This is a genomic window from Serratia sp. PL17 (assembly GCF_017832355.1).
GTDB lineage: Bacteria > Pseudomonadota > Gammaproteobacteria > Enterobacterales > Enterobacteriaceae > Serratia.
Window position 1 is genome coordinate 327,847 of sequence record NZ_JAFIBY010000005.1, and the last position, 21,778, is coordinate 349,624.

General features: G+C 52.7%; 14 protein-coding genes. 13 read left to right on the forward strand and 1 reads right to left on the reverse strand.

Going from position 1 to position 21,778, the window contains the following annotated elements; genetic code table 11:
- Positions 1-10: 10 nt before the first annotated feature.
- The 8 genes from JOE25_RS17845 to JOE25_RS17880 all read left to right on the forward strand — a co-directional run bounded on the left by JOE25_RS17845 (position 11) and on the right by JOE25_RS17880 (position 7,998).
- Complete coding sequence (locus JOE25_RS17845) at positions 11-2,542, forward strand: outer membrane usher protein (protein WP_209637442.1); 2,532 nt, start codon at positions 11-13, stop codon at positions 2,540-2,542.
- Between the two features lie 56 nt (positions 2,543-2,598).
- On the forward strand, positions 2,599-3,348 hold the full coding sequence (locus tag JOE25_RS17850; protein WP_209637444.1) for a fimbria/pilus periplasmic chaperone: 750 nt from the start codon (positions 2,599-2,601) through the stop codon (positions 3,346-3,348).
- Between the two features lie 49 nt (positions 3,349-3,397).
- On the forward strand, positions 3,398-4,012 hold the full coding sequence (locus JOE25_RS17855; RefSeq protein ID WP_209637446.1) for a fimbrial protein: 615 nt from the start codon (positions 3,398-3,400) through the stop codon (positions 4,010-4,012).
- Positions 4,005-4,592, forward strand: a complete 588-nt coding sequence (locus JOE25_RS17860; protein ID WP_245209962.1) for a fimbrial protein — start codon at positions 4,005-4,007, stop codon at positions 4,590-4,592. Before JOE25_RS17855 ends, JOE25_RS17860 begins: the two co-directional genes overlap by 8 nt.
- Positions 4,593-4,602: 10 nt before the next feature.
- The gene (locus JOE25_RS17865; RefSeq protein WP_209637448.1) at positions 4,603-5,130 is read left to right on the forward strand and encodes a fimbrial protein; all 528 of its coding nucleotides are present in this window, start codon (positions 4,603-4,605) and stop codon (positions 5,128-5,130) included.
- 237 nt (positions 5,131-5,367) lie between these two features.
- Positions 5,368-6,321, forward strand: a complete 954-nt coding sequence (locus JOE25_RS17870) for a hypothetical protein (protein ID WP_209637450.1) — start codon at positions 5,368-5,370, stop codon at positions 6,319-6,321.
- A gap of 163 nt (positions 6,322-6,484) precedes the next feature.
- Positions 6,485-7,030 carry a LuxR family transcriptional regulator gene (locus tag JOE25_RS17875; protein ID WP_209637452.1) on the forward strand — a complete coding sequence of 182 codons (546 nt, stop codon included), beginning with the start codon at positions 6,485-6,487 and terminating at the stop codon, positions 7,028-7,030.
- 740 nt (positions 7,031-7,770) lie between these two features.
- Complete coding sequence (locus JOE25_RS17880) at positions 7,771-7,998, forward strand: hypothetical protein (protein ID WP_209637653.1); 228 nt, start codon at positions 7,771-7,773, stop codon at positions 7,996-7,998.
- Positions 7,999-8,346: 348 nt separating this feature from the next.
- On the opposite strand, the gene JOE25_RS17885 is transcribed toward JOE25_RS17880, so the two are convergent.
- The gene (locus JOE25_RS17885; RefSeq protein ID WP_245209964.1) at positions 8,347-9,399 is read right to left on the reverse strand and encodes a helix-turn-helix domain-containing protein; all 1,053 of its coding nucleotides are present in this window, start codon (positions 9,397-9,399) and stop codon (positions 8,347-8,349) included.
- 180 nt (positions 9,400-9,579) lie between these two features.
- Here JOE25_RS17885 and JOE25_RS17890 point away from each other — a divergent pair, with 180 nt between their 5' ends.
- From JOE25_RS17890 to JOE25_RS17910, 5 genes are all read left to right on the forward strand, one after another.
- The gene (locus tag JOE25_RS17890; RefSeq protein WP_209637454.1) at positions 9,580-11,478 is read left to right on the forward strand and encodes a beta-ketoacyl synthase; all 1,899 of its coding nucleotides are present in this window, start codon (positions 9,580-9,582) and stop codon (positions 11,476-11,478) included.
- 118 nt (positions 11,479-11,596) lie between these two features.
- Complete coding sequence (locus JOE25_RS17895; RefSeq protein WP_209637456.1) at positions 11,597-12,007, forward strand: CorA family divalent cation transporter; 411 nt, start codon at positions 11,597-11,599, stop codon at positions 12,005-12,007.
- Positions 12,008-12,043: 36 nt separating this feature from the next.
- Positions 12,044-12,871 (forward strand): hypothetical protein, encoded by an 828-nt coding sequence (locus tag JOE25_RS17900; RefSeq protein ID WP_209637458.1) that lies wholly within the window; start codon positions 12,044-12,046, stop codon positions 12,869-12,871.
- 55 nt (positions 12,872-12,926) lie between these two features.
- A complete protein-coding gene (locus JOE25_RS17905) occupies positions 12,927-20,762 on the forward strand; it encodes a type I polyketide synthase (protein WP_209637460.1) in 7,836 nt (2,611 codons plus the stop codon).
- Complete coding sequence (locus JOE25_RS17910) at positions 20,762-21,778, forward strand: arylesterase (protein ID WP_209637462.1); 1,017 nt, start codon at positions 20,762-20,764, stop codon at positions 21,776-21,778. Before JOE25_RS17905 ends, JOE25_RS17910 begins: the two co-directional genes overlap by 1 nt.

A 21,778-nucleotide genomic window follows, 5' to 3' on the forward strand; every position in this document is an offset into this window, starting at 1 on the left:
TGGCGGTATCATGGAATCGAACGCAAATAATTCGAGCGCACCTTTATTGAGCCTATTAGGAGTGTGCGTCGCTTTGGCGATATGCAGCTTGCCATTTCAATTACAGGCAAGTGATGAGGTGCAGTTTAACATTGACGTGTTGGATCTCAATGACAGAAAGAATATTGACTTGAGTCAGTTTGCTCGCGGCGGCTATATCATGCCGGGGAAATATGTCATGTCTATTCGTCTGAACACGCAGGTTTTACCCGAAGAGCCTATCGCATTCTATGCGCCGGAAAATGATGCAAAAGGCAGCCAGGCTTGTATATCTCCAACGCTGGTTGAAAAACTGGGTTTTAAACCGGACGCTTTAACAAAGCTGCGCTGGTGGCATGACGAACAGTGCCTGGATTTAACCAGCCTTAACGGCCTGGAAGCCAAAGGCGATCTGGCCACGTCCAGCCTGTATTTGAATGTGCCACAGGCCTATTTGGAATATTCGTCTCCGGATTGGGACCCTCCATCACGTTGGGATGAAGGTATTCCCGGTTTGCTGTTGGACTATAACCTGAATTCACAGGTTCAACGTACGCAACAAGGTGGGCAGCAGTCATACAACCTTAGCGGTAATGGTACTACCGGGGCTAACCTGGGGGCCTGGCGTTTACGTGCTGACTGGCAGATGAACATCAATCATCAGACCGGCTCCGGTTTATCTACCCAGCAGAATTTTGACTGGAGCCGGTATTACGCGTTTCGTGCACTACCTCGCTGGGGCGCTCGCCTGACGATGGGGGAGGATTATCTGGCGACGGATATTTTTGACAGCTTCCGCTTTACCGGGGTCAGTGTGAGTTCAGACGACAATATGTTGCCGCCTAACTTACGTGGCTATGCGCCTGAAGTGACAGGCATAGCCAAAAGCAATGCCAAAGTTGTTATAAGCCAGCTGGGGCGTGTGCTGTATGAAACCCGTGTCGCGGCAGGGCCATTCCGCATCCAGGACATTAATGACTCTATTAACGGCCAGTTGGATGTTCGGGTTGAAGAACAAGACGGCAGCGTGCAGGAATTTAAGGTAGATACCGCCAATATCCCATACCTGACCCGCCCTGGTTCGGTACGTTATAAATTTGCCAGCGGCAAGCCTTCCGACTGGAATCATCATGTCCAGGGGCCTTTGTTCGCCACCGGCGAATTCTCTTGGGGGGTGAGTAACGGTTGGTCATTGTACGGCGGCGCTATTGCCGGCGGGGATTACACCGCATTGTCTATGGGGCTGGGGCGTGACCTGCTGGCCTTTGGTGCAGTGTCGTTTGACTCTACGCAATCGCGAGCGAAATTACCGCAGCAGGCTGATGTTAAAAGCGGCGGGTCTTATCGGGTCAGTTATTCAAAGAGTTTTGACGAGTACGACAGCCAGATCACCTTTGCCGGCTATCGCTTCTCAGAGCAGAACTTTATGACCATGAGTGAATATCTTGATGCTCGTTATTACGATAACCGCATCGGGAAAAACAGAGAAATGTACACCATCACGCTGAATAAACAGTTTCGTGATTTGGGGTTAAGCACATATCTCAATTATAGCCACCAGAGTTATTGGGATCAGCCCGTGAGCGAGCGTTATAGCCTGGCACTCTCACGCTATTTCGATTTGGGGCCAATGAAAAATATGAATGCATCATTAACGGTTTATCGAAATAAAGATAACCGCGCCAATGACGATGGCATGTATTTGTCCTTTACCCTGCCTTGGGGCATGAACTCTAACGTCAGTTATAGCAGCTCATGGAACCGTAATGAGACTACCCAGCGAGTGGGATATTACGAAAGGCTGGATGAACACAATAATTACCAATTGAGCACCGGCCACTCACGCCGAGGCAGCTCAGCCAGTGGTTTCTACACCCACGAAGGTGATAGCGCGCGGATCGGCACCAACGCCAGCTACCAAAGTGGCGGCTATTCATCCATGGGCATGTCCTTACAAGGCGGGATGACGGCAACGACCAAAGGGGCGGCGCTGCATCGAACCGGCTCGCTGGGGGGGACACGCTTATTGTTGGATACCGACGGTGTGGCCGGGGTACCGGTGCGTGGGTTTGGTGCGACGACGAGTACCAATATGTTTGGCAAAGCAGTGGTTGCGGACATCAGCAGTTACTACCGCAGCAGGGCGAGTATCGATCTCAATACTTTGCCGGATGATGTTGACGCAACGCAGTCGGTGGTGCAGGCGACGCTAACCGAAGGGGCAATTGGTTATCGGCGGTTTAACGTCATTTCGGGGCAAAAGGCGATCGCGGTAATCCGTCTGGCCGACGGCAGTGCACCGCCGTTTGGCGCACTGGTCTACAACAGCAGGCAGCAACAGACAGGCCTGGTTAATGATGAAGGCAGCGTATATCTGAGCGGCATCCAGCCCAATACCGAGATGACGGTGAATTGGGATGGTAAAGCGCAATGCCGGATCGCACTGCCGGAGATCCGCACGGATATCGCGTTAAGCAACCTGCTGTTGCCGTGCCGGGCGAACACCGAGATGCGGTCGGAATAAGCCGTCGCTCCCATGATTATTTCAGTAAGAACAGCTTTAGGAAACGGAACAATTTTATGCAAACAAATAGGGTAAAGGCATTTTCTGTTGTTGGGGTGTTGTCGGCAACATTGTTGAGCAGCCAGGTACAGGCGGCTATTGCGCTGGATCGTACCCGTGTGATCTTTAACGGTGGCGAGAAGTCGGTGAGCATGAATATCAGCAATAAAAACACGCAATTGCCGTATCTGGCTCAGGGGTGGCTCGAGGACGCCGATGGCAAAAAAATCACCAGCCCACTGGTGGTCTTGCCTCCGGTGCAACGGTTGGAGCCGGGTGCACAGAGCCAAATAAAAGTGCAGGCGACGCCAGCGGCGAATTTGTTAGCGCAGGATCGTGAAACCCTGTTCTATTTCAACTTGCGTGAAATTCCCCCAAAGAGTGATAAGGCTAACACGCTGCAAATTGCCTTGCAGACGCGCATTAAGCTGTTTTATCGCCCCGCAGCGATTACACCCAGCAAGGGCAACGCCTTTACGCCGTGGCAGGAAAAATTAACGCTGACACGCCAAGGAGAAGGTTTCCAGGTTAATAACCCTACGCCTTACTACATCACGCTGGTGGATGCCAGCAGCAGCAAAAAAGGCAAAACGGCGCAGGGTTTTGAACCGCTGATGGTGCCGCCTAAGGGCAGTATTGCGTTAGGGGCCTCCGGCCTGGGTAATTCACCGGTGCTGACCTACGTCAATGATTACGGCGGTCGCCCTGATCTGACGTTCAAATGCGGCACCAGTGATTGCCAGGTTGTGCCAGACGCAAAAGGGTAACCGATGCCGGTGGCCTATTTTACTGGTTGAAGCGTGTGGGGAAGAAACAATGCAAAGAATGGGCAAGGGTTACAGCAATCTGCGGGACGGCTTTTTAACACGGCAAGCAGGCATAGGTACCCTATTGGCGGTGGCCTTGCTGACGGCCGGCTACGCCGAAGCGGACGAAGGGAATCACGGCGTTCTATTTGTCCATGGTGCATTAACAGAAGGTGCTTGTCGGCTGGATATGGCGTCGGCATATCAAGAGGTCTGGTTGGGGGAAACGACAACGGGCAGCCTCGCCAGGGTGGGTGAACGCACTAAGCCGGTCGCTTTCCAACTTCGCTTGCGAGACTGCCTGCGAACGGGGGGAGCAATACAAGATGACCGTTTGGGCAATCGGGTATGGGATGCCTATCAGCCGGCCGTTACGGTGAGTTTCAACGCGCCCTTAGACGCGGATAAGCCGCAGTTGGTCAACGTTCGTGGGGCGGGTGGGTTAGCGCTTCGCCTGCTGGATAGCGACAAAAAGGATGTGCGTTTGGGCAGCCGCAGCCGACCGCAGCTGTTGAAAGGTGCAAATGACGTGTTGAATTTCTACGTCTTGGCGGAACGTACAGGTGCGCCTTTGGTTGCAGGTGCCTACCAGGCAGCGATTGATTTTCGGATGAACTATGACTGAGGCGAAAACAATGGGCAACCCGGGGTACTGCGCGTGGCAAAAGGTGAAGGAAGGCATTCTGATCTGCTGCGCTCTGGCGGCAACCATGGCGACGACCTCAGCGCTAACCTTGTTAGCAGTGCTGTTGATTAGCCAGGCCGGGTGGGCCGCGACGGTGACGGTTACCGTAAAAGGCGTCATTGTTGCCAAGCCAAAATGCGAAATTAATGGCGGGCAGGATATTAACGTGCCCTTCGGTGAGCTGACCACGATCAAGATTGATGGTGAAAGATACGGCAAACGGCCGATCCCTTACGGGGTGAGCTGCAGTGGCAATACATCAGGTAGCGCAGGGTTGTTGAAAATCAGCTTGCAAGGCTTGGCACCGGATTTCGGCGACGGTTTGTTGCGTACCAATAATAACGATCTGGCAATTAAGCTGGTGCAAGAGAATGGCCAACAGCTGCGGTTGAATTCCTGGCTTAATTTTACCTACCCGAATGCACCTGCGTTATATGCAGTTCCGGTCAAGCGCAGCGGTGCCACGCTGAGAGGGGGGGATTTTTCCAGTGCCGCCACGTTACTTGTAGAGGTTCAATAAGGAGATAAACATGAAGGAAGCTAATATGAAAAAAATGAATGTGACGCATTATTCCGCCATGGCGGCAATGCTCTGCATGGGATTGCTGGCGGTTGGCCCTGCGCAAGCGGTAACTGTAAAGTTCATGGGCAAATTGGTAGAACAACCGACCTGTACGCTGAATGATGGCAAAGATATTAGCGTTGATTTCGCCAACGTCGCCATCAGTAAAATTGACGGTGTTAACTACAAAAAAATGGAAATCCCTTATACCGTGAGTTGCAATGGTGGTTCAGCGGGTTATGGTGACCTGAAAGTGAAGCTGGGATTTGCACCGGTATCCTGGGGTGATGGCAAACCGTTGCAGTCCAGTATTGGCAACCTTGGGTTGCGCATTACGCAGGGCGCGGGCGATACCACCTATGTCAGCGACACCAAACTGATCATTAATGCCGCTAACCCCACAAAGCTCTATGCGGTACCCATCGCACGGCCTGGGAGCATGTTAGTGGGTGCCGATTTTACCGGCTCTGCGACCCTGACTGCTGAGTATGAGTAATAGCGGTTTCTGCAACCGGGCAGATATGCCTGGTTGCAGGAAATAGATATCGCCGGTGTTAACTTTTTAAACGTAAATATGCCATTTAATCATGCAGTCGGTATGGTTATTAGAGGGGCTTTAGTAATATTATTTTAATAAAATGCATTGCTGCTTTTTAGGTGTGTTAATTGAGTTGGTGTTTGTTATTTATGCCTATTTAATTTCTAATACATCCATGGTTTCAAAGAGGAACTTATGAGTTTTTATAATTTTTATTTTTTTAATGACAAAGTGGCATGGGTGGGTAAAGTTATTTTATCTTCTTTTTTACTTTTTATTTTTGTGTTTAAAGCAGAGGCGGGAATAGTTTGGGAAACCACCAATGCGCCTATAATAGATGGAACTATTTCGTCCGCAAATGCCAAGTACCATGGGGCTGCTGGTAAAATTGTGAGTATGGACTTTAATGATCCAACACCGAACCCTTGTTATCAGAAAGCATGCATAGCAACTATTGGCATTTATACTAATTTCTCGAGTATACCTGCACCTTATGTACGTTCATACTTAGCCTATATGTGGGAGATGGGGCCAATATACCAATCGAAAACTATGGGGGAGCTTTATGCAGCCTTAAGCAGTAAAGCCGGAAATAATTTTCATGTTGGGGCTGAGGTAGGGGGGTATGGCAGTGTTAAATATTATTGTGACCCTGAGCTTGCTTCCGCGATATGTATTATTCAGAATAAGTGGGAGGCCTATTCAAAAGTATGCTATGCGCTTGTTTATTACCGGACTTCATCTGCATATTATAACACTTTTCCTGGACAGGGTTGTATTGGTCCAACACCGCCTAATAATGAATGCAATATTGATGCGGGCGCGGTAACACTGGATCACGGACAATTAAGTACAGATGAGGTTAATGGCCATAAGAAGCAAGAGACTTTTCGTATTTCCTGCACCTACCCGGCTAACGCAGATATTTCTTTGGTGAGTAATAATGCCAGTGAAAAAATAATGCTAAAGGGTGACGATAGCCTATATTCCACTGTCACTATCGATGGTGTACCTGGCATAACCGGTAAAAAAATCAACATTCCTACTGGTGGGGCATCGATTAACCTGGAATCTACCCTGCACACTGTCGGTGATGTTGAAGAGGGGCCGTTCAGTGGCAATGGCATTCTTATCATAAACTCTTATTAATCATCTATAAGGGGGTACATAACCTCGTAGGTTATAAAGTTTCCTGCGAGAGACACAATGACTGATGTAATTTTCATTGTTGTCTTAATGACGGGCACGGGCACGGGCATGTTCTGCGTTCTTGCAGATTATATTGCTATGCTCTTATTCTAGGGAGGTAAGGATGAAGGTAATCAATATCATCATTGATGATGATAATCGCTACTTTTCTGCTGGCCTGCAGAGCAGCATTAAGGAATATGCCCGGTGCCATAATAAAACGATTTGTTTTTTAAAGCAGGATGCTGAAATTCAGCCCGATGTGGTGTTTGTTTCAACACGTCGGGGGGCCCAGAGTTGGCGCCGAACGGCTTATGATAATGGCCGATCGCCCGTCGTCACGATCAAGGAAAGGCCCGTGGTTGCCGTGAATCAACCACCGCGCGTGCTGTACCGAACGGACAGGCCGGCTAAGTTGTTCGAACTGCTGGCCGAAACCTTAGCGAATATACGCCCAGTAAGATCGTTTGAGCATCCGCTTCTGACCCAGCGTGAGCAGCAGGTTATGAGCTATCTCAGAAGAGGGCTCGATCAATCACAAGCGGCCCGAGTGCTGGGCGTGAGCGTCAAAACGGTACACAGCCATAAACGCTCCGTTATGAAAAAATTGATGCTAAGCCGACATCATGAATTTATTTACTGGCTTTTGTCCCACGGGGATTGGGTATAACAAGAATACAGAATGTTATATCTCCAAAAAACTTATAGCTTAGCGTTTAAATAATTATCAAAATAAATTGATGGTTTTTTTATTCACTGATTGAAAAACACCAACAAGGAGCGTTGTATATGAAAAAATTAACCATTTCATTTTTCGGTGCCTGCATCATGATGGCGTCTTATGCCTATGCTGGTTTTAATGGGAACACCAATACTCACGATAATTAAGGAAACGGTAACGGCGCAGGGGACATTAATATTGGCCACTGTGATGAGGGCAAAGGCCAGAATAGGGGTAAATGCGTTGGGGAGAGTAACGGTACCACTAAGCCCAAGGAACAAGAAAAGGGCGACGTGCTTAATTCAATTTGCAAATCACCCGTTATGAAAAAGTATGCGGTAATCTGCCAGTGATAATTTCTTAACCCATCAGATGGGAAAAGCCAGGGCTATTTATAGTCCACTAAGATAATTTATTATTTTACACCAATATTGTGAATGGCTTCGTCATGGTAGCAAGCATAATTGTTTGTTATCAAGGTGACCTTTCCCGCTGCGTGTAGCCAAAGGACGGTAAAAATGATGCTATTATTTTTAGCAGTTATTATGCTTTTATTAAGTGTGTATGCATTTATTAAACATACCAAGTCAATTAATAAAAATCGTCTGGGAGGATCGGGGCGATGATGGCTTTGGTACCAGCCCATAGGCTGAGGCCTTGAGGCCGAATAATAGAACCAAGGACACAGGGTGACGGTTGACCCGCTTAACAAGCATGACCGTAGCCTGAGTGCGCACATGCTGTATTTTGGCCCGACCGGCGCGGGGAAATCGGCGACGCTGCGTGCGACCTTATCGCAACTGATGGCGATACATCGGTCGCGGTTGTTTATCGCGGAAGCGGGTATCAATGGCATCGCCCTGTCGCACACTGTATTTGACAGTGACGATAGGCACATTCGCACATTCGCACATTAGGTACCGACCGAGAGCTTGCACAACACTGCGGCCACGGAAGAACAGATTACCGCAAAAATCTAGGATTTTTGCTCTGTAAGTGGTAATACCGTTGGCATCGTGAAGTTTGATCCCAAGAGCAGAGTGATGTCGTAGCTCGCCGCTGATGGCGGTGTTCGCTGGCTCCAGTCTAGAGGGGAGCTTATCTTTACGCCGGGTAGCTTGAATGGCCACTTTGCTGGAATCGTTAAACAGTGCAAAGAGCGTTAGGAACTGTGAAGTTTGCTATTCAGCGAGCGCTCGGCGAAAGCTGATTGGACATTATATGTGGGGGGCCCTTGCGGGGCCCCTGCAGATTAACGCCCTGATTTAGCTCTTGGAAGTGGATTGTTCAGTATGGAACAGCTTGGCGCGAACGGTTTTGCGATAATCGCCGGGTGAAACGCTGGAGATGCGTTTGAACTGGCGGTTAAAGTGCGCAATATCTTGGTACCCCACCAGAGCGGCAATTTCTTGAATACTCAAATTAGTCGTTTGTAGCATATTGATTGCAGACTCAATCCGAACCTTTAAGAGGTATTGCAAGGGCGAAATATCGGTCGCATTTTTGAAGCGGCGGTTAAAGTTGCGCAAACTCATGCCTACCATATCGGCGAGCCTCTGCATTGGTAAGTCTGTCGTGCAATTTTCCTTTATCCAGGTTTGGATCTGGATTATATCCTCGTCAGGATGAGGTTTATTTTCTTCTCGGTAACACAGGCGTTCAAAGTTGCTGCGGATCTCGTGGAAGAAAGTCCGTTGCGTATGGTTAGCCACTTTTTTACCGTAGGTGGTCTCAATAAAATGAATGGTGAGATCGGAAAGGGCCTTCACGCTGGCTGCACAGAAAACATTCTCGGACTGGGTGATGAAGTATTTTGTTTTTAAATTAACCTCGGGATAATCATGTGCGAATTGTTCGAAATAGTGCCAGTGGGTGGTGGCCGGTTGGTCATCCAGTAGATGGGCTTCGGCCAAAAAGCAGCACCCCGTCCCGACGGCAGCTATCCGTGTGCCTTTTGCCGCTTGCACTGCCAGCCACTGAGTGATGGTTGTGTTTTGTCTTACGATAGGGCGCGGATTGCGCCAGATAGCGGGCAGATAGATGATATCGTAATCGGAATCGTCTTCCAATACGTCATCGGCAATCAAGCTAAAACCGCTGTGTGTAGGTATGGGATTTTTATTAATACTTATCGTACTAATATTGAGAATATTCTCATGCCTGCATAAGGTAGGTATATATTTATCTTGGTTTTTCTGATTGTTCCTTTGTTCTGCGAAATAACTACTTGCTGCTGCTTTCCACATTTCTATTGGTAGGCTGAGGCCGGAACTCAGCATGTGCTCGCACAATACAAATCCAATTTTTGTATTTATCATTTTTCGGTTAATACCTGATTTATTATTTTGTTATTGCTTTTACACCTGTCTTGGCCAAAAAGGTCTGCATTTTGGCCGGATTTTCATAATATCTTTTGCCCACGTTTTGTAAACTGATATCTGTAAATTATCTAAAGTAAGTGAAGGCATAACGATGCCGCAAAAAGGCGAGGATACTCTATGGTCAAGTTACCTGTCATAACCGCCTTCGGTGGCTACGGCCCAGCAGGGCGGAGTTCTTCGCACCACGCGTTTCGCCGCATGGTCATGGACGCTTTGCCGGAGGACCAGCAGCAAGAGACGCTGTTATCATTAGCAGTGCTGATGGGGTTGCTAAAATATCAGGATGACGGCTACCGTAACGCTGAAGGGAATTTACGTTCAGCCGCACAAGCCGCGACTGAAATAAAAGAAGCCGTATTGCAAGGTACATTGATCAGAAAGATCGCCAAAGAGTATTTTGACGTCGATGCCGTTGCCAGTCATGCCAAATTGAATATGGCAGCCGGTGCCGAACCTTTGAGTTTTGATATACCCAGCCGGCAGGTGCCCCAATCTTTGCCGCAAGGATGGCGAGCTGAACCGCTAACGGACGATCGGATGCGCATTACCGTTCGGGGCGAGATGGATTGCAAAATTGACGTTACCTTGCGTACGGAAGCGCAAGCCGCCGGCCAGTTGCCGCAAGGATTCAGACCAGGTGATCACTACAGTTCGCAGTTTCATCCCCGTGCGTTGCAGATGGCGATCGTCGCGGCTTCCGATGCTATTAATGCTCTGGGGATCCCGTTGCGTGAAATTCGGGCGCTGATTGCGCCAGACCAACTGGGGGTGTATTCCGGCAATATTCTGGGGCAGCTCGACGATCAAGGGTTTGGCGGTATGCTGCAATCGCGCCTGAAGGGCAACCGCGTCAGCGCCAAACAGTGCCCGTTGGGCCTGAACAGCATGTGCGCCGATTTTTTGAATGCCTATGTATTAGGCAGTATGGGGCACACCGGCGCTACCTTGGGGGCCTGCGCCACCTTTCTCTACAATCTGAATGCCGCAGTAGAAGATATTAAGGCGGGCAGGATCCGCGTAGCCATCGTAGGGAGCGCGGAGGCACCGATTACCCCAGAAGTGATTGAAGGTTTTGATGCGATGGGGGCGCTGGCAACGGAGAGCAAGCTCAAACGTATCGACGGAACTGAAACGGCAGACTGGCGCAACAGCAGTCGCCCGTTTGGCAACAGCTGCGGTTTTGTGATTGCCGAGTCCAGTCAATATATTGTGCTGATGGATGATGAGCTGGCATTGCAACTGGGGGCGGAGATTCACGGCTCGGTGAGCGATGTTTTTATTAACGCCGACGGGTATAAACGCTCTATTGCTTCGCCGGGACCGGGCAATTACATCACGATGGCGAAGGCTGTCGCCTCTGCCGTCACGATGGCCGGGTTGGAATGCGTACAAAAAGGCTCTTTTATACAGGCGCATGGTTCCAGCACACCAAAGAACTGCGTGTCCGAAGCCGAGATCTTTGACCGGGTCGCCGAAGCCTTTTCCATTAACGCATGGCCTGTCACGGCGGTGAAATCATATCTGGGGCACTCATTAGGGCCGGCGAGTGGCGATCAGTTGATTAGCTGTCTGGGCACCTTTAAGTACGGCATCTTGCCGGGAATCAAGAGTGTGTCTCAGGTATCACCGGAGGTGAATGACGCTCGCTTATTGATCCCGACCCAGGATCGACCTTTACCAGTTGAACAGACGCAGATCGCTTTTATCAACTCGAAGGGATTTGGCGGAAATAATGCCTCCGCTGTGGTCTACTCACCGCAACTGACGGCGCAGTGGTTGCGTAAACGGCATGGCGAACAGGCCTTTGCCGACTACCAGCAGCGTAGACGGCAGGTACAGCAACAGATAGTGGCTTATGATGCGGCGGCCTCACGCGGTGAACTGAACGTTATCTATCTTTTTGGGCAACATGAGATAAATGAAGCTGAGGTTGAGATCGACATGAACGGTATCAGGATGCCGGGATTTGAACAACCAATTCATTATTCCAAAGTTAAACGATTTACAGATTTTTAATTATACGTATTTATAATCTTATAGCGTTGAAGTTATTCAAAACTATTTTTATTTATAAGGGTATTTGCGACCTCGCAAGCACCTTGTCTGTGTGGCGATAATAATCAGGAGAAATAAAGTGGCTAATCTCAGTGAGATGCTGATTGCCTTTGGTTGGGGTGGTATTGTTGTGGGTATTATGATGGGGGGCTTAATGGGAATGTATGCCTTTAAAGGGCCTTTTCGGGCACCTAAAGGGCATGAAAATTACACTGATTTAAACCGAAGGATGCTGAGGCTGGCGCATATAGCTTTTATTATGCTGCCGTTAATATCAATGCTTTATGGAATGAACATTGACACCTTACAGGTTCCCTATGTTTACAAGTATTATGCGGCGATATGCATGGTCATTCTTTCCGTGGGTATCCCTGTATTACTGATTGCTGCCTGTTTTTACTTACCATTCAAATATATTCAAGTCATTCCTTTTAGCTGTGGGATGTTTGCATTAGTTGTTATGGCCGTAGGCAAGATATCTGCCTTGTAATCTATCAATCGTAGTCTTTATATTGAGATATAAATCATGGAAAAGTTACTGAGTGCACGCCAACTCGGCAGAGAGGCTATTGCTGCAACGGTAGAAAATAATAACTACCAGCGTAATCATAAGTTCGCAAAGAGATTAATTGATCGCGTTGAATCACATCCGTTGATGAGAAATCCCATCTTGTCAAAAATGAATAGCGGTGAGTTTGGCTTCAACCAGATGAAAGTCTTCCATTTGGAGTTTTATCATGCCTTCGCCCAGGTCTTTACTGATGCGGTGATCGAAGCGCTTAGCTCTGCAAAACAGTTGGAAGGCCGCTTGGGCGCCCGGGCAAAAATGGCCGCGCGTTTCCTGCTGCAGATTAACCTGCTGGACGAATTGGGTTTCCACCCGGGGACCGGCAGTGACGGCAGCTATAACGGGCAGCCGGCATTGGCGCACTATGTGCAATTCTTCAATACCATTGAACAGCTGGGTATGAGTGAGGATGAGGTGAAAGCCTGGTTGCCGATGTCCAGCTCTGTGGCTTGCCGCGCAACCTTTGAAAACGCCTACGGTGATTATCCGCAGCTGGTAGCGCTGCTGGCCGTAGCGGAAACGGTGTTCCATGATTTTGCGACGCCATGGGCGAAGAGCGTGGACGTGGCGACTGACATTGATGTCTCCCGCGGTTATCACAGCATTCACGTAGAAACGGAAACCGGCGAGTCGATTGAAGACGGTCACTCTGAAGATGCCTGGATTTTGTTCTGCCAGGCGATAACGGAAGATCGTTTCGAGGAAATGGTACAACGTGTGGATCTGTGGCTGAAGGTATGGAATGACTTCTGCAACGATCTCCTTGCCGGCCGCGCCGAAAAATAATTTCAGGCTAATTTAACTTTTCATATTTTATATTGAGAACAAAGAGCTAATCATTATGCCGTCTCATCAGTTGTTTAACAGGGGATTTAATTCCTTCAACCAACTATTGCCCGAACTTGCTGTTCAACATACCGACAAGACGGCATTTGAATTTTTGCGAAGTGCCAAAGAAATAAAGAATCAGAGTTACAGACAATTGCATCAGCGCGCTGCATCTCTTGCCAGCGCACTACAGCAATACGCTCATCGGGGTGGCAGGGTTATTTTACTTTATCCTGACGGTGAAGATTTTATTGGCGCTTTTTTCGGGTGTCTTTATGCCGGCATGATTGCCGTGCCTGTCCCTATGCCGGCCAAGGCCTCAGGAAGCGCGTGGGAGCGTTTTATTGGGGTTTTACGCAATGCACAAACGGAATTTATTGTCACCACAGGGAAAGGCGCTGAAACCTTAATATCACTCAGTTTACCGCTAGCGCCACTAATTTTTACCTTTGATCAACTGCCCGCCGTGGTAATACCGGCGGGGTATCGCCTTCAACAACTAGATAGCCATTTTTCAGGGACGTTCAACCCTGCACCGGTGAGCGACGACGATGTGGCTTTTTTGCAATATACCTCGGGTTCAACCGGTACGCCAAAGGGGGTCATGGTCACTCATGGCAACCTGTGGGCCAACTCTCAAGCCATTCATCGCTACTTCGGTCATCACAATGAAAGCCGCGGCATGATATGGCTGCCGCATTTCCATGATATGGGGCTTATCGGCGGCTTGCTTCAGCCGGTATTCGGGGCATTCCCCTGCCGGGTGATGTCGCCGATGATGCTGATGAAAAAACCGCTTAATTGGCTAAAACAGGTGTCGGAGTTCCGTGCGACGACGTCGGGTGGCCCTAATTTCGCCTACGACCTCTGCGTGCGCAAAATTAGCCCGCAGCAGGCCGAAGGCCTAGATCTTTCCCACTGGGATGTGGCCTTTTGCGGTGCGGAGCCTATCCGGCCAGCCACGTTGCGTCAGTTCAGTGAACACTTTGCTTCGGCCGGTTTCCGGGCGCAGGCGTTTTTACCCTGCTATGGCATGGCGGAAACCACGCTGATTGTTACCGGTAGGGAGAAAGGCCAGGGGATGGCGGTCGCCGAGGAAAAATCGGGGGATGTCGTCAACTGTGGCGAGGCGTTGCCCGGCACCGATGTCCGCATTGTCGATCCTGATACTCTACAACCGCTTGCGGCCGGGCAAACTGGTGAGATTTTGTTACGTGGGCCCAGCATTGCGGCCGGCTATTGGAATAACCCGGCGGCGACGGAGACCACCTTCCAAGCGCGGATCGAGCCTGATTCGGCGCATTGGTTACGCAGCGGCGATTTGGGTTTTCTGCAAGCGGGGGCACTGTACGTCACCGGGCGTGTGAAAGAACTTCTGATCGTCAATGGGCAAAACCATTACCCGACGGACATTGAGGAAACGATCAGAGGAGCAGATATTTTGCTGGCAGATGCAACCGTTTGTGTCTTCGCCGCCGAGATTGCTCAAACTGAACAGGCTGTGGCCTTGCTGGAGATCCCGGAACGTCTCAAAGAGACCCTGGATACCGCAGCGTTGAACCGGTGTTTGAATGCCGTGGTTGCCGAGCGACACGGCATAACCCTGGGGGAATGGGTATGGGTCGGCCGCCGGGCCATTCCACGCACTACCAGTGGCAAATTGCAACGTACCCGCGCCAGAGAAATGTACCGGCAAAATGAACTGGCGGTGCAATGGCGTAGCCGGGCCGAGCAATCGCAAAGGGTCCAGGTTGCCGATGCTGCCTCATACAGCGTGCCTGCCCTGGCCGCACTTATAGCCAGTATCATCGGTACTGCGGTCAATGGCGCTGTCGGTGAAGAACAGTGGGATGAGGCTTTTACCGTCTTTGGCCTGAACTCGTTACAGGCCGTTGGCGTGATCGGCGAGTTAGAGCAACATTTGGGGCGTGAGCTGTCGCCGGCGCTGATTTACGATTATCCGACGATCAATAAGCTGGCTGCGGGTCTGTTGCAACCCGTTGTGCGACCAGAAGCCGCTAGGACGGCCGTGGCCAGCCAGGATGTCGCCGTGATTGGCATCGGGGTTGAACTGCCGGGCCACAGTGGCGTGCAGGCGTTGTGGGCGATGTTGCAACAGGGGCAAAGTACCACGGGTGACATCCCCGCTCACCGTTGGGCCGGATCTGCACTCAGCGGTTTTAACCGCAAGGGCAGTTTCTTTGACCGCGTGAGCGATTTTGACGCCGGTTACTTTGGTATTTCGCCGCGCGAGGCGGAGTATATCGATCCGCAACATCGCCTGCTGTTGGAAACCGTGCAACAGGCGCTGACCGATGCGGGGTTACAGGCTTCGGCGCTGCGGGGCAGCGACACCGCGGTGTTTATCGGTATCAGCGCCAGTGATTATGCCATGATCTCGGGCGATCGGGTTTCCGAGTATAGCGGGTTGGGCAACGCACACAGCATCGCCGCCAACCGTATATCTTATCTTTATGATTTTAAAGGGCCAAGCGTCGCTATTGATACGGCCTGCTCATCTTCGCTGGTGGCCATCGATGGGGCCATGCAAAGCCTGCGCTCAGGGCGCAGTTCGCTGGCTATTGCGGGCGGTGTGAATCTGGCGCTGACGCCGCATTTGCAAAAGGTCTTCACCGAGGCGCAGATGTTGGCGCCGGATGGTCAGTGCAAAACCTTTGACGCGCGCGCCGATGGTTATGTGCGTGGCGAGGGGTGCGGCATCGTTGTGTTGAAACCCCTGTCGCAGGCATTGGCCGATGGCGATCGGGTTTATGCCACCCTGGTTGCCAGCGCCATCAATCAGGATGGCCGCAGCAACGGCATCACGGCGCCTAACGGACCATCGCAGCAGGCGGTGATCGCGCGGGCGCTGACCGAAGCGGGCATCGACAGCAATCATATCGACTATGTGGAAGCGCATGGCACCGGGACAGCGCTAGGTGACCTGATTGAGTATCAGGCGCTGGAAGCGGTGTTTGTCGGGCGTAGCCAACCGGCACCGGTTCAGGTGGGTTCGATCAAGACCAATATCGGTCATCTCGAAGCCGCAGCCGGTGTGCTTGGGGTGGTGAAGACCGCGTTGATGTTGCATTGCCAACAGCGCGTGCCTCATTTGAATTTCCAACAGAAAAATCCGCATATCGCCGCCATTAGCCGCCGGGTGGCGGTAGCGGGTAGCCACTCTTGCGCCTGGGAATCTGCGGCGGGCCAACGTTATGCCGGCGTCAGCAGTTTTGGTTTCGGCGGGACGAACAGCCACGTGATACTGCGCGATTGCGCGCAGGCCGCGAAGCGCTATGAGGCGGCCCAGCCGGTGGCGATGCTGCTGGTGGCCTCGCACGAAGAACAGGGTTTCAACGCGCAACGTGACGGTATTTATAACACCTTGCAAATGCAACACGACGTTGACATTCCTGCATGGTGTCGCTTGGTCAATACCCGTTATGACCACCCGCGCTATCGTGGGTTTGCTTATGGCGACAGCCGCCGGCAATTGGCAGAAAACCTGGCGCAACTCACTGCGAATAAAGTGGAGAAACCGCGCCCGCAGGTCTGGCTCTTCCCTGGGCAGGGAACGCAGCAAATCGGTATGGGGGCGGCCTTATACCAGCACCTGCCACACTACAGTTCGTGCTTCGATAGCCTGGCTGAGGTGATTCAGGACCGCTATGAAATTGATATTCGGCAAGCGCTGCATGCTCAGGACGACAATTGGCAGCATTGCGCCAAAACCTGCCAGTTGGCCCTGTTTGCCTGCAGTTATGCCACGGCGGACAGTTTGTTGCAGTTTGGGCTACGCCCGGCGGCGGTGATTGGCCATAGCCTGGGCGAGTATTGCGCTGCGGTTGTCGCCGGCCAGATTTCGTTGGCTCAGGGATTGGCGATGGTTCATCAGCGCGCACTCCTGATGGGCAGCTTGGAGCAGCAGGGCGCGATGGCGGTGGTGTTCAGCGGCGAAAACGAGGTTCGCCGGGGTATCGCCCCTTGGGCTGACGATATCGATATTGCCGCGTTCAATACGCCGACGCTGACCACCATCACCGGCAGTTCGCCGGCGATTGATGCTTGCCTACATGCGGTTTCAGCGCAAGGCGGCCATGCCCGCCGGATTAAAACCACCAACGCCTTTCATTCTCACCTGATGGATCCCATCTTGCCGGCGTATCGCCTTTGGTTGACGCAGCATATTGATTTTGCTGAAGGGAGTATTCCTTTCTACAGCAATCTGGACGCTCTGCCGCGCCGGCACACCGATGCCGACTACTGGAGCCAACAAATCCGGCAACCCGTTAATTTCCTGCAAGGCATACAGGCGCTGCGGGAGGAAGGGAAATATACCTTTGTGGATTTGAGCGCCGACAGTTCGCTGGGCAAGTTTGTCGCCGCCACCGATCGAAGCCAACAGGTTTTGGCGGCCGCGGATCATCGCCATGAATACCAATCACTGCTGACGCTGCTGGGTTCGTTGTGGCAGCAAGGGCATGACATTGACTGGTCCAGGCTGTATCGCGCAACAAGCCGTGAAGCCTTGACGCTGCCGGCCATTCAATTCTGTCGGAAAACTTATTGGCTGGCCGATAAAACGCCAACGCTGCCACCATCTTCACATGAGGACGCTATGTCAAAACAACATCAATTACACGCCGAAATCAAAGCGATCATTGCCGGGTATTTGGGGGCATCGCCCGACGCTCTGGAGGATGATCTGCCCTTCCTGGAAATGGGGGCCGACTCGCTGGTCTTGCTGGATGCGATCAATACCATCAAGGATCGCTATGGCGTTGCGATCCCGCTGAGATCGCTGTTTGAAGAGTTGAATACGCTGGATGCGGTGATCCATTACGTCGTGGAGCGTGCGCAAGTGGCGGAACCTGTCGCGGTGGCCAGTGAAAGCCGGGTTGTGGCGGTCGTGCCGCAAGCCGAAGCTTCGGCGGCGCCCATGCAGCTTCCTCTTATCGAACACGGAGCCATGTCGGCAACGGCCCCGGCCGAGTTGCAAGGAGTGATTGCGCGGCAATTAGAGGTCATGTCGCAACAGCTGCGCCTGTTAAGCGGCGGCCATGCTCAACCGCTTTCCGCACCCGCGCTGCCTTCGGTACCGGCAAGCGCGCCGATAGCCGCACTTCCTGCACCGGCAGTCGCGAGTAACGCGCCGGCTACCGCTGCACCGGCGAAAGCCGGCGCGCACACCAGCTGGTTTAAAAAGGAAACCAGGAAGACGTCATTAGGGGCCGAGCGCGACAAACACATACAGCAATTGACGCAGCAGTTTGTCAGCAAAACTCCGAGCTCCAAGCACAATGCGCAGCAGTACCGCGCCGTGCTGGCAGATAACCGGGCATCGGCAGGTTTCCGTTTATCCACGAAGGAAATGCTGTATCCCTTGGTGGGCGTGCGTTCACAAGGCTCCCGTATTTGGGATGCCGACGGTAACGAGTACATTGATTTCACCATGGGGTTTGGCGCCAACCTGTTGGGCCATGCACCGGAGTGCGTGCAACAGGCCGTTGCCGCACAGCTGGCGCAAGGCATGCAAATCGGGCCGCAGAGCGCTCTGGCCGGTGAGGTTGCCACATTGATTGCAGAGCTGACGGGCCAGCAGCGCGTGGCGTTCTGTAACTCAGGTTCGGAAGCCGTCATGAGCGCGGTGCGCCTGGCGCGTGCCGTAACGGGCAAGAACAAAGTGGCGCTGTTCAGCGGCTCTTATCACGGCGTTTTTGATGGCATCCTGGGGCGTCAGCAGGGGGGCGAAACCCCGGAGCGGGCAGTGCCGATTGCCGCAGGGACGACGGCGTCCCTGGTTGAGGATCTGCTGGTGCTCGACTACGGCAGCGAAGAGAGCCTGGCTTTGATTGCCCAGTATGCCGATCAACTGGCCGCGGTCATTGTGGAGCCGATTCAAAGCCGCTATCCCGATCATCAGCCGCGCGACTATTTGCATGCGCTGCGTAAGTTGACGGCCGAGCGCAATATCGCCTTGATGTTCGATGAAGTGATTACCGGTTTCCGCCTGGCAGCCGGCGGCGCGCAGGCGTATTACGGTGTCCAGGCCGATATTGCCACCTACGGCAAGATTGTCGGCGGCGGCATGCCGATTGGCGCCATTGCGGGGTCGGCGCGCTTTATGGACAGTATTGACGGCGGTTTCTGGCAATACGGCGATGAATCCTGGCCGCAGTCCGAACTGATTTTCTTTGCCGGGACCTTCTCCAAACACCCTCTGACCATGGCGGCCAGTAAAGCGGTACTCGACTATATCAAGAGCCACCCCGGTCTCTATGACGACATCAACCAAAAGACGCATTACCTTGCGCAGACGCTCAACACCTGGTTTGTCACGACGGGTACGCCGATCGAGATCGTCTCGGCGGGCAGTTTGTTCCGTTTCAAATTCAGCGGCAACTACGACATTTTGTTCCATCACCTCATGCTGCGCGGCATCTTCATTTGGGAGGGCCGCAACTGCTTCGTGTCCACCGCGCACTCTTCGCAAGATATAGCGCTTTTTATCGCGGCGGTAAAAGAGAGCGTTAATGCCATGCGCGTCGATGGTTTCTTCGGTGAAGCCGGTTTGTCCCCCGATACGTCTTACCCGGCCGCCGACAGCCAGCAACGTTTTATGCTGCTGGCCGCCAAAGACGAAAGCGGGCTGTGCGCGGGCAACATCGGCTGCGTGATTGAAACGGCGCGTGAGATTGACGGGGCAACCTTGGCCGAGGCGTGGGCGCTGCTGAGCGAACGTCATGAGTCCTTACGCATGCAGTTCAATGGGGCGGGGGAGTTGCGGGTGGCGTCGGGCGTTGTCAACGTTGATTTTATTGAGGAACGCAGTGAGTCCATGGACCCTGCTGCCCGCTTGGCCGAGTTTGCCGCCAAACCCTTCGTCTTGACGGCGGCGCCGTTGGCACGCCTCTTGTTGCTGAGCCAACCCGGCCAAACGGCCCTGGCGTTGGCGGCGCATCATTCGGTGGCGGATGGTTGGTCATTCATGGTGATGCTGCGCGAACTGCTGCATCTCTACGATGCGCTGGTTGCAGGGCAGCGCCCAGCGCTGTCGGCGGCACCGAGTTATGTGCACTTTATGCGTGCGGAAAAGATGGCCAATGAGGCTGACGTAGCTCAACGGCTGGCCGCTATCCCCGCGCGTCGTTTCGATCCCGCCAGTGCGCTGCCGGTTGTCCTGCAGGCCGCGCCGTATCAAGGCCAGCGTTTGAAGCAAGGGCTGGCTTACCCGAACTTGTCGACCCAACTGCGTAATGTGGTCGCCGAACTGCGCACGACCCGCTTTGTGATGTTGAACGCCCTGTTTGTACTGACGCTCGAGAAGTTTATCGGCCACTCGCTGTTGCCTGTCGCTGTGCCGAATGCCGGGCGTGACTTCGAGAACAGCGAAGGGTTGGTCGGCCAATGCGTCAGCCTGATGCCGTTGTGTTTCAACAGCGCCGCGAGCGCTTCGCTGCCTGAGTTTGTGGCCAAGGTACATCAGGCCATTTTGGCGCAGCGTGATGCGCCGGCACTGCCGTCACGCTGTTTCCATGGTGAGCAAGCGCCGCTGCCTCTGCTTGCCACGTTCAATGTTGAGCCGTCCGTTCCATTGGCGGAAATGCGCCAGTGGCAGGCCAGCCTGTCGATGCTGCCGGTCAATGCGGTCGAGTTCCCCTTGATGATCAATGTGGTGGAAATGGCCGATGAGCTGTCGATTGAGCTGGATTATCAGGCGCTTTATTTCACCGGGCAAACCGCTTCAGCGCTGCTGGAGCAGTATCTGGCTGCGATCGCGATTCTGGCGGAGCAAGGTGTGAGCGCCGTAAACCAGCAGTTTTATTCACCGGTTGCCGTGGAAGCATGATGAAAAAGTTGATGGGTATAGCACTGGCTGTCGCTGTGCTGGCGTATGTAATCAATCTGCTGTTTGACGCCGGCGTGTTCTACCGCGTTCAGGATATTAACCTGCAACAATGCCAAAAAATACCGGGGATCAGCGGAGCGGAGGATATTGCGCCGCTGAAGGACGGGGGCGCACTGATCAGCAGCCTGAATCGCCACGATAACGCACCGGGGGCGCTCTATTACTTCCAACAGGGGCAAGCGCCCCTGCGTTTACCCGGCGACTATCCGCCCGAGTTTTACCCGCATGGTATCGATGTGTGGCAAAAGGGCGCAGAGACGTGGGTTTACGCAGTGAGCCACGGCTCTCGTGGGGATCGCATTGAGACGTTCCGTTTTGAGCGGGCGGCGATGCGGTTGGTTTATCAGCCTGAGCTGTCGCGCAGCGTCGGCAAGAATATCAATGATATCAGCGTCATTGATAAATCCCGTTGGCTGTTGACGCGCGATCACGCCTTTTCCGGCATGTTGGGGCGCGTTGAAGACTATCTGCGGCTGCCACTCTCGCTGGTCTTGCTGGTAGACGACGCGGGGGAGCATACGCTGCTTGATGGGTTGCATTTTGCCAACGGCATTTACTACAACCCGCAACGAGGGCGGCTGTACGTGGCGGAAACCACCAACGGCACCGTGAGCAGTTGGGCATGGCGGCCGGGCGAGGCGTCACCCGTCTTGCTGGGGCGGTTCACCGGGTTGCACGGTGTCGACAATATCATGCCTGACGGGGATGGGCTGCTGGTGGCCGCGCATCCGCAACTGTTAAAGCTGGCCGCATTTCAAAAGGATGCGCAAGCGCGTTCGCCGTCGCTGGTTTGGCAACTGTCGCTGGGCACACAGGGTGCGGTTGAGCGTTCGCAGATTTATTACCAGAGCCATGGCCAGGCGCTGGCGGCGATCAGCGTGGCGGCACCGCTCGGCGGGCGGATCCTGATGGGCAGCGTATTTGACGATGGCCTGCTGACGTGCGGAGAGCAATAA

What these genes read in the sequence shown, in the direction of transcription:
- JOE25_RS17910 (WP_209637462.1), top strand. Translation starts at nt 20,762, where the DNA reads ATGAAAAAGTTGATGGGTATAGCACTGGCTGTCGCTGTGCTGGCGTAT.
- JOE25_RS17845 (WP_209637442.1), top strand. Translation starts at nt 11, where the DNA reads ATGGAATCGAACGCAAATAATTCGAGCGCACCTTTATTGAGCCTATTA.
- JOE25_RS17850 (WP_209637444.1), top strand. Translation starts at nt 2,599, where the DNA reads ATGCAAACAAATAGGGTAAAGGCATTTTCTGTTGTTGGGGTGTTGTCG.
- JOE25_RS17860 (WP_245209962.1), top strand. Translation starts at nt 4,005, where the DNA reads ATGACTGAGGCGAAAACAATGGGCAACCCGGGGTACTGCGCGTGGCAA.
- JOE25_RS17905 (WP_209637460.1), top strand. Translation starts at nt 12,927, where the DNA reads ATGCCGTCTCATCAGTTGTTTAACAGGGGATTTAATTCCTTCAACCAA.
- JOE25_RS17900 (WP_209637458.1), top strand. Translation starts at nt 12,044, where the DNA reads ATGGAAAAGTTACTGAGTGCACGCCAACTCGGCAGAGAGGCTATTGCT.
- JOE25_RS17855 (WP_209637446.1), top strand. Translation starts at nt 3,398, where the DNA reads ATGCAAAGAATGGGCAAGGGTTACAGCAATCTGCGGGACGGCTTTTTA.
- JOE25_RS17890 (WP_209637454.1), top strand. Translation starts at nt 9,580, where the DNA reads ATGGTCAAGTTACCTGTCATAACCGCCTTCGGTGGCTACGGCCCAGCA.
- JOE25_RS17885 (WP_245209964.1), bottom strand. Translation starts at nt 9,399, where the DNA reads ATGATAAATACAAAAATTGGATTTGTATTGTGCGAGCACATGCTGAGT.
- JOE25_RS17875 (WP_209637452.1), top strand. Translation starts at nt 6,485, where the DNA reads ATGAAGGTAATCAATATCATCATTGATGATGATAATCGCTACTTTTCT.
- JOE25_RS17865 (WP_209637448.1), top strand. Translation starts at nt 4,603, where the DNA reads ATGAAGGAAGCTAATATGAAAAAAATGAATGTGACGCATTATTCCGCC.
- JOE25_RS17870 (WP_209637450.1), top strand. Translation starts at nt 5,368, where the DNA reads ATGAGTTTTTATAATTTTTATTTTTTTAATGACAAAGTGGCATGGGTG.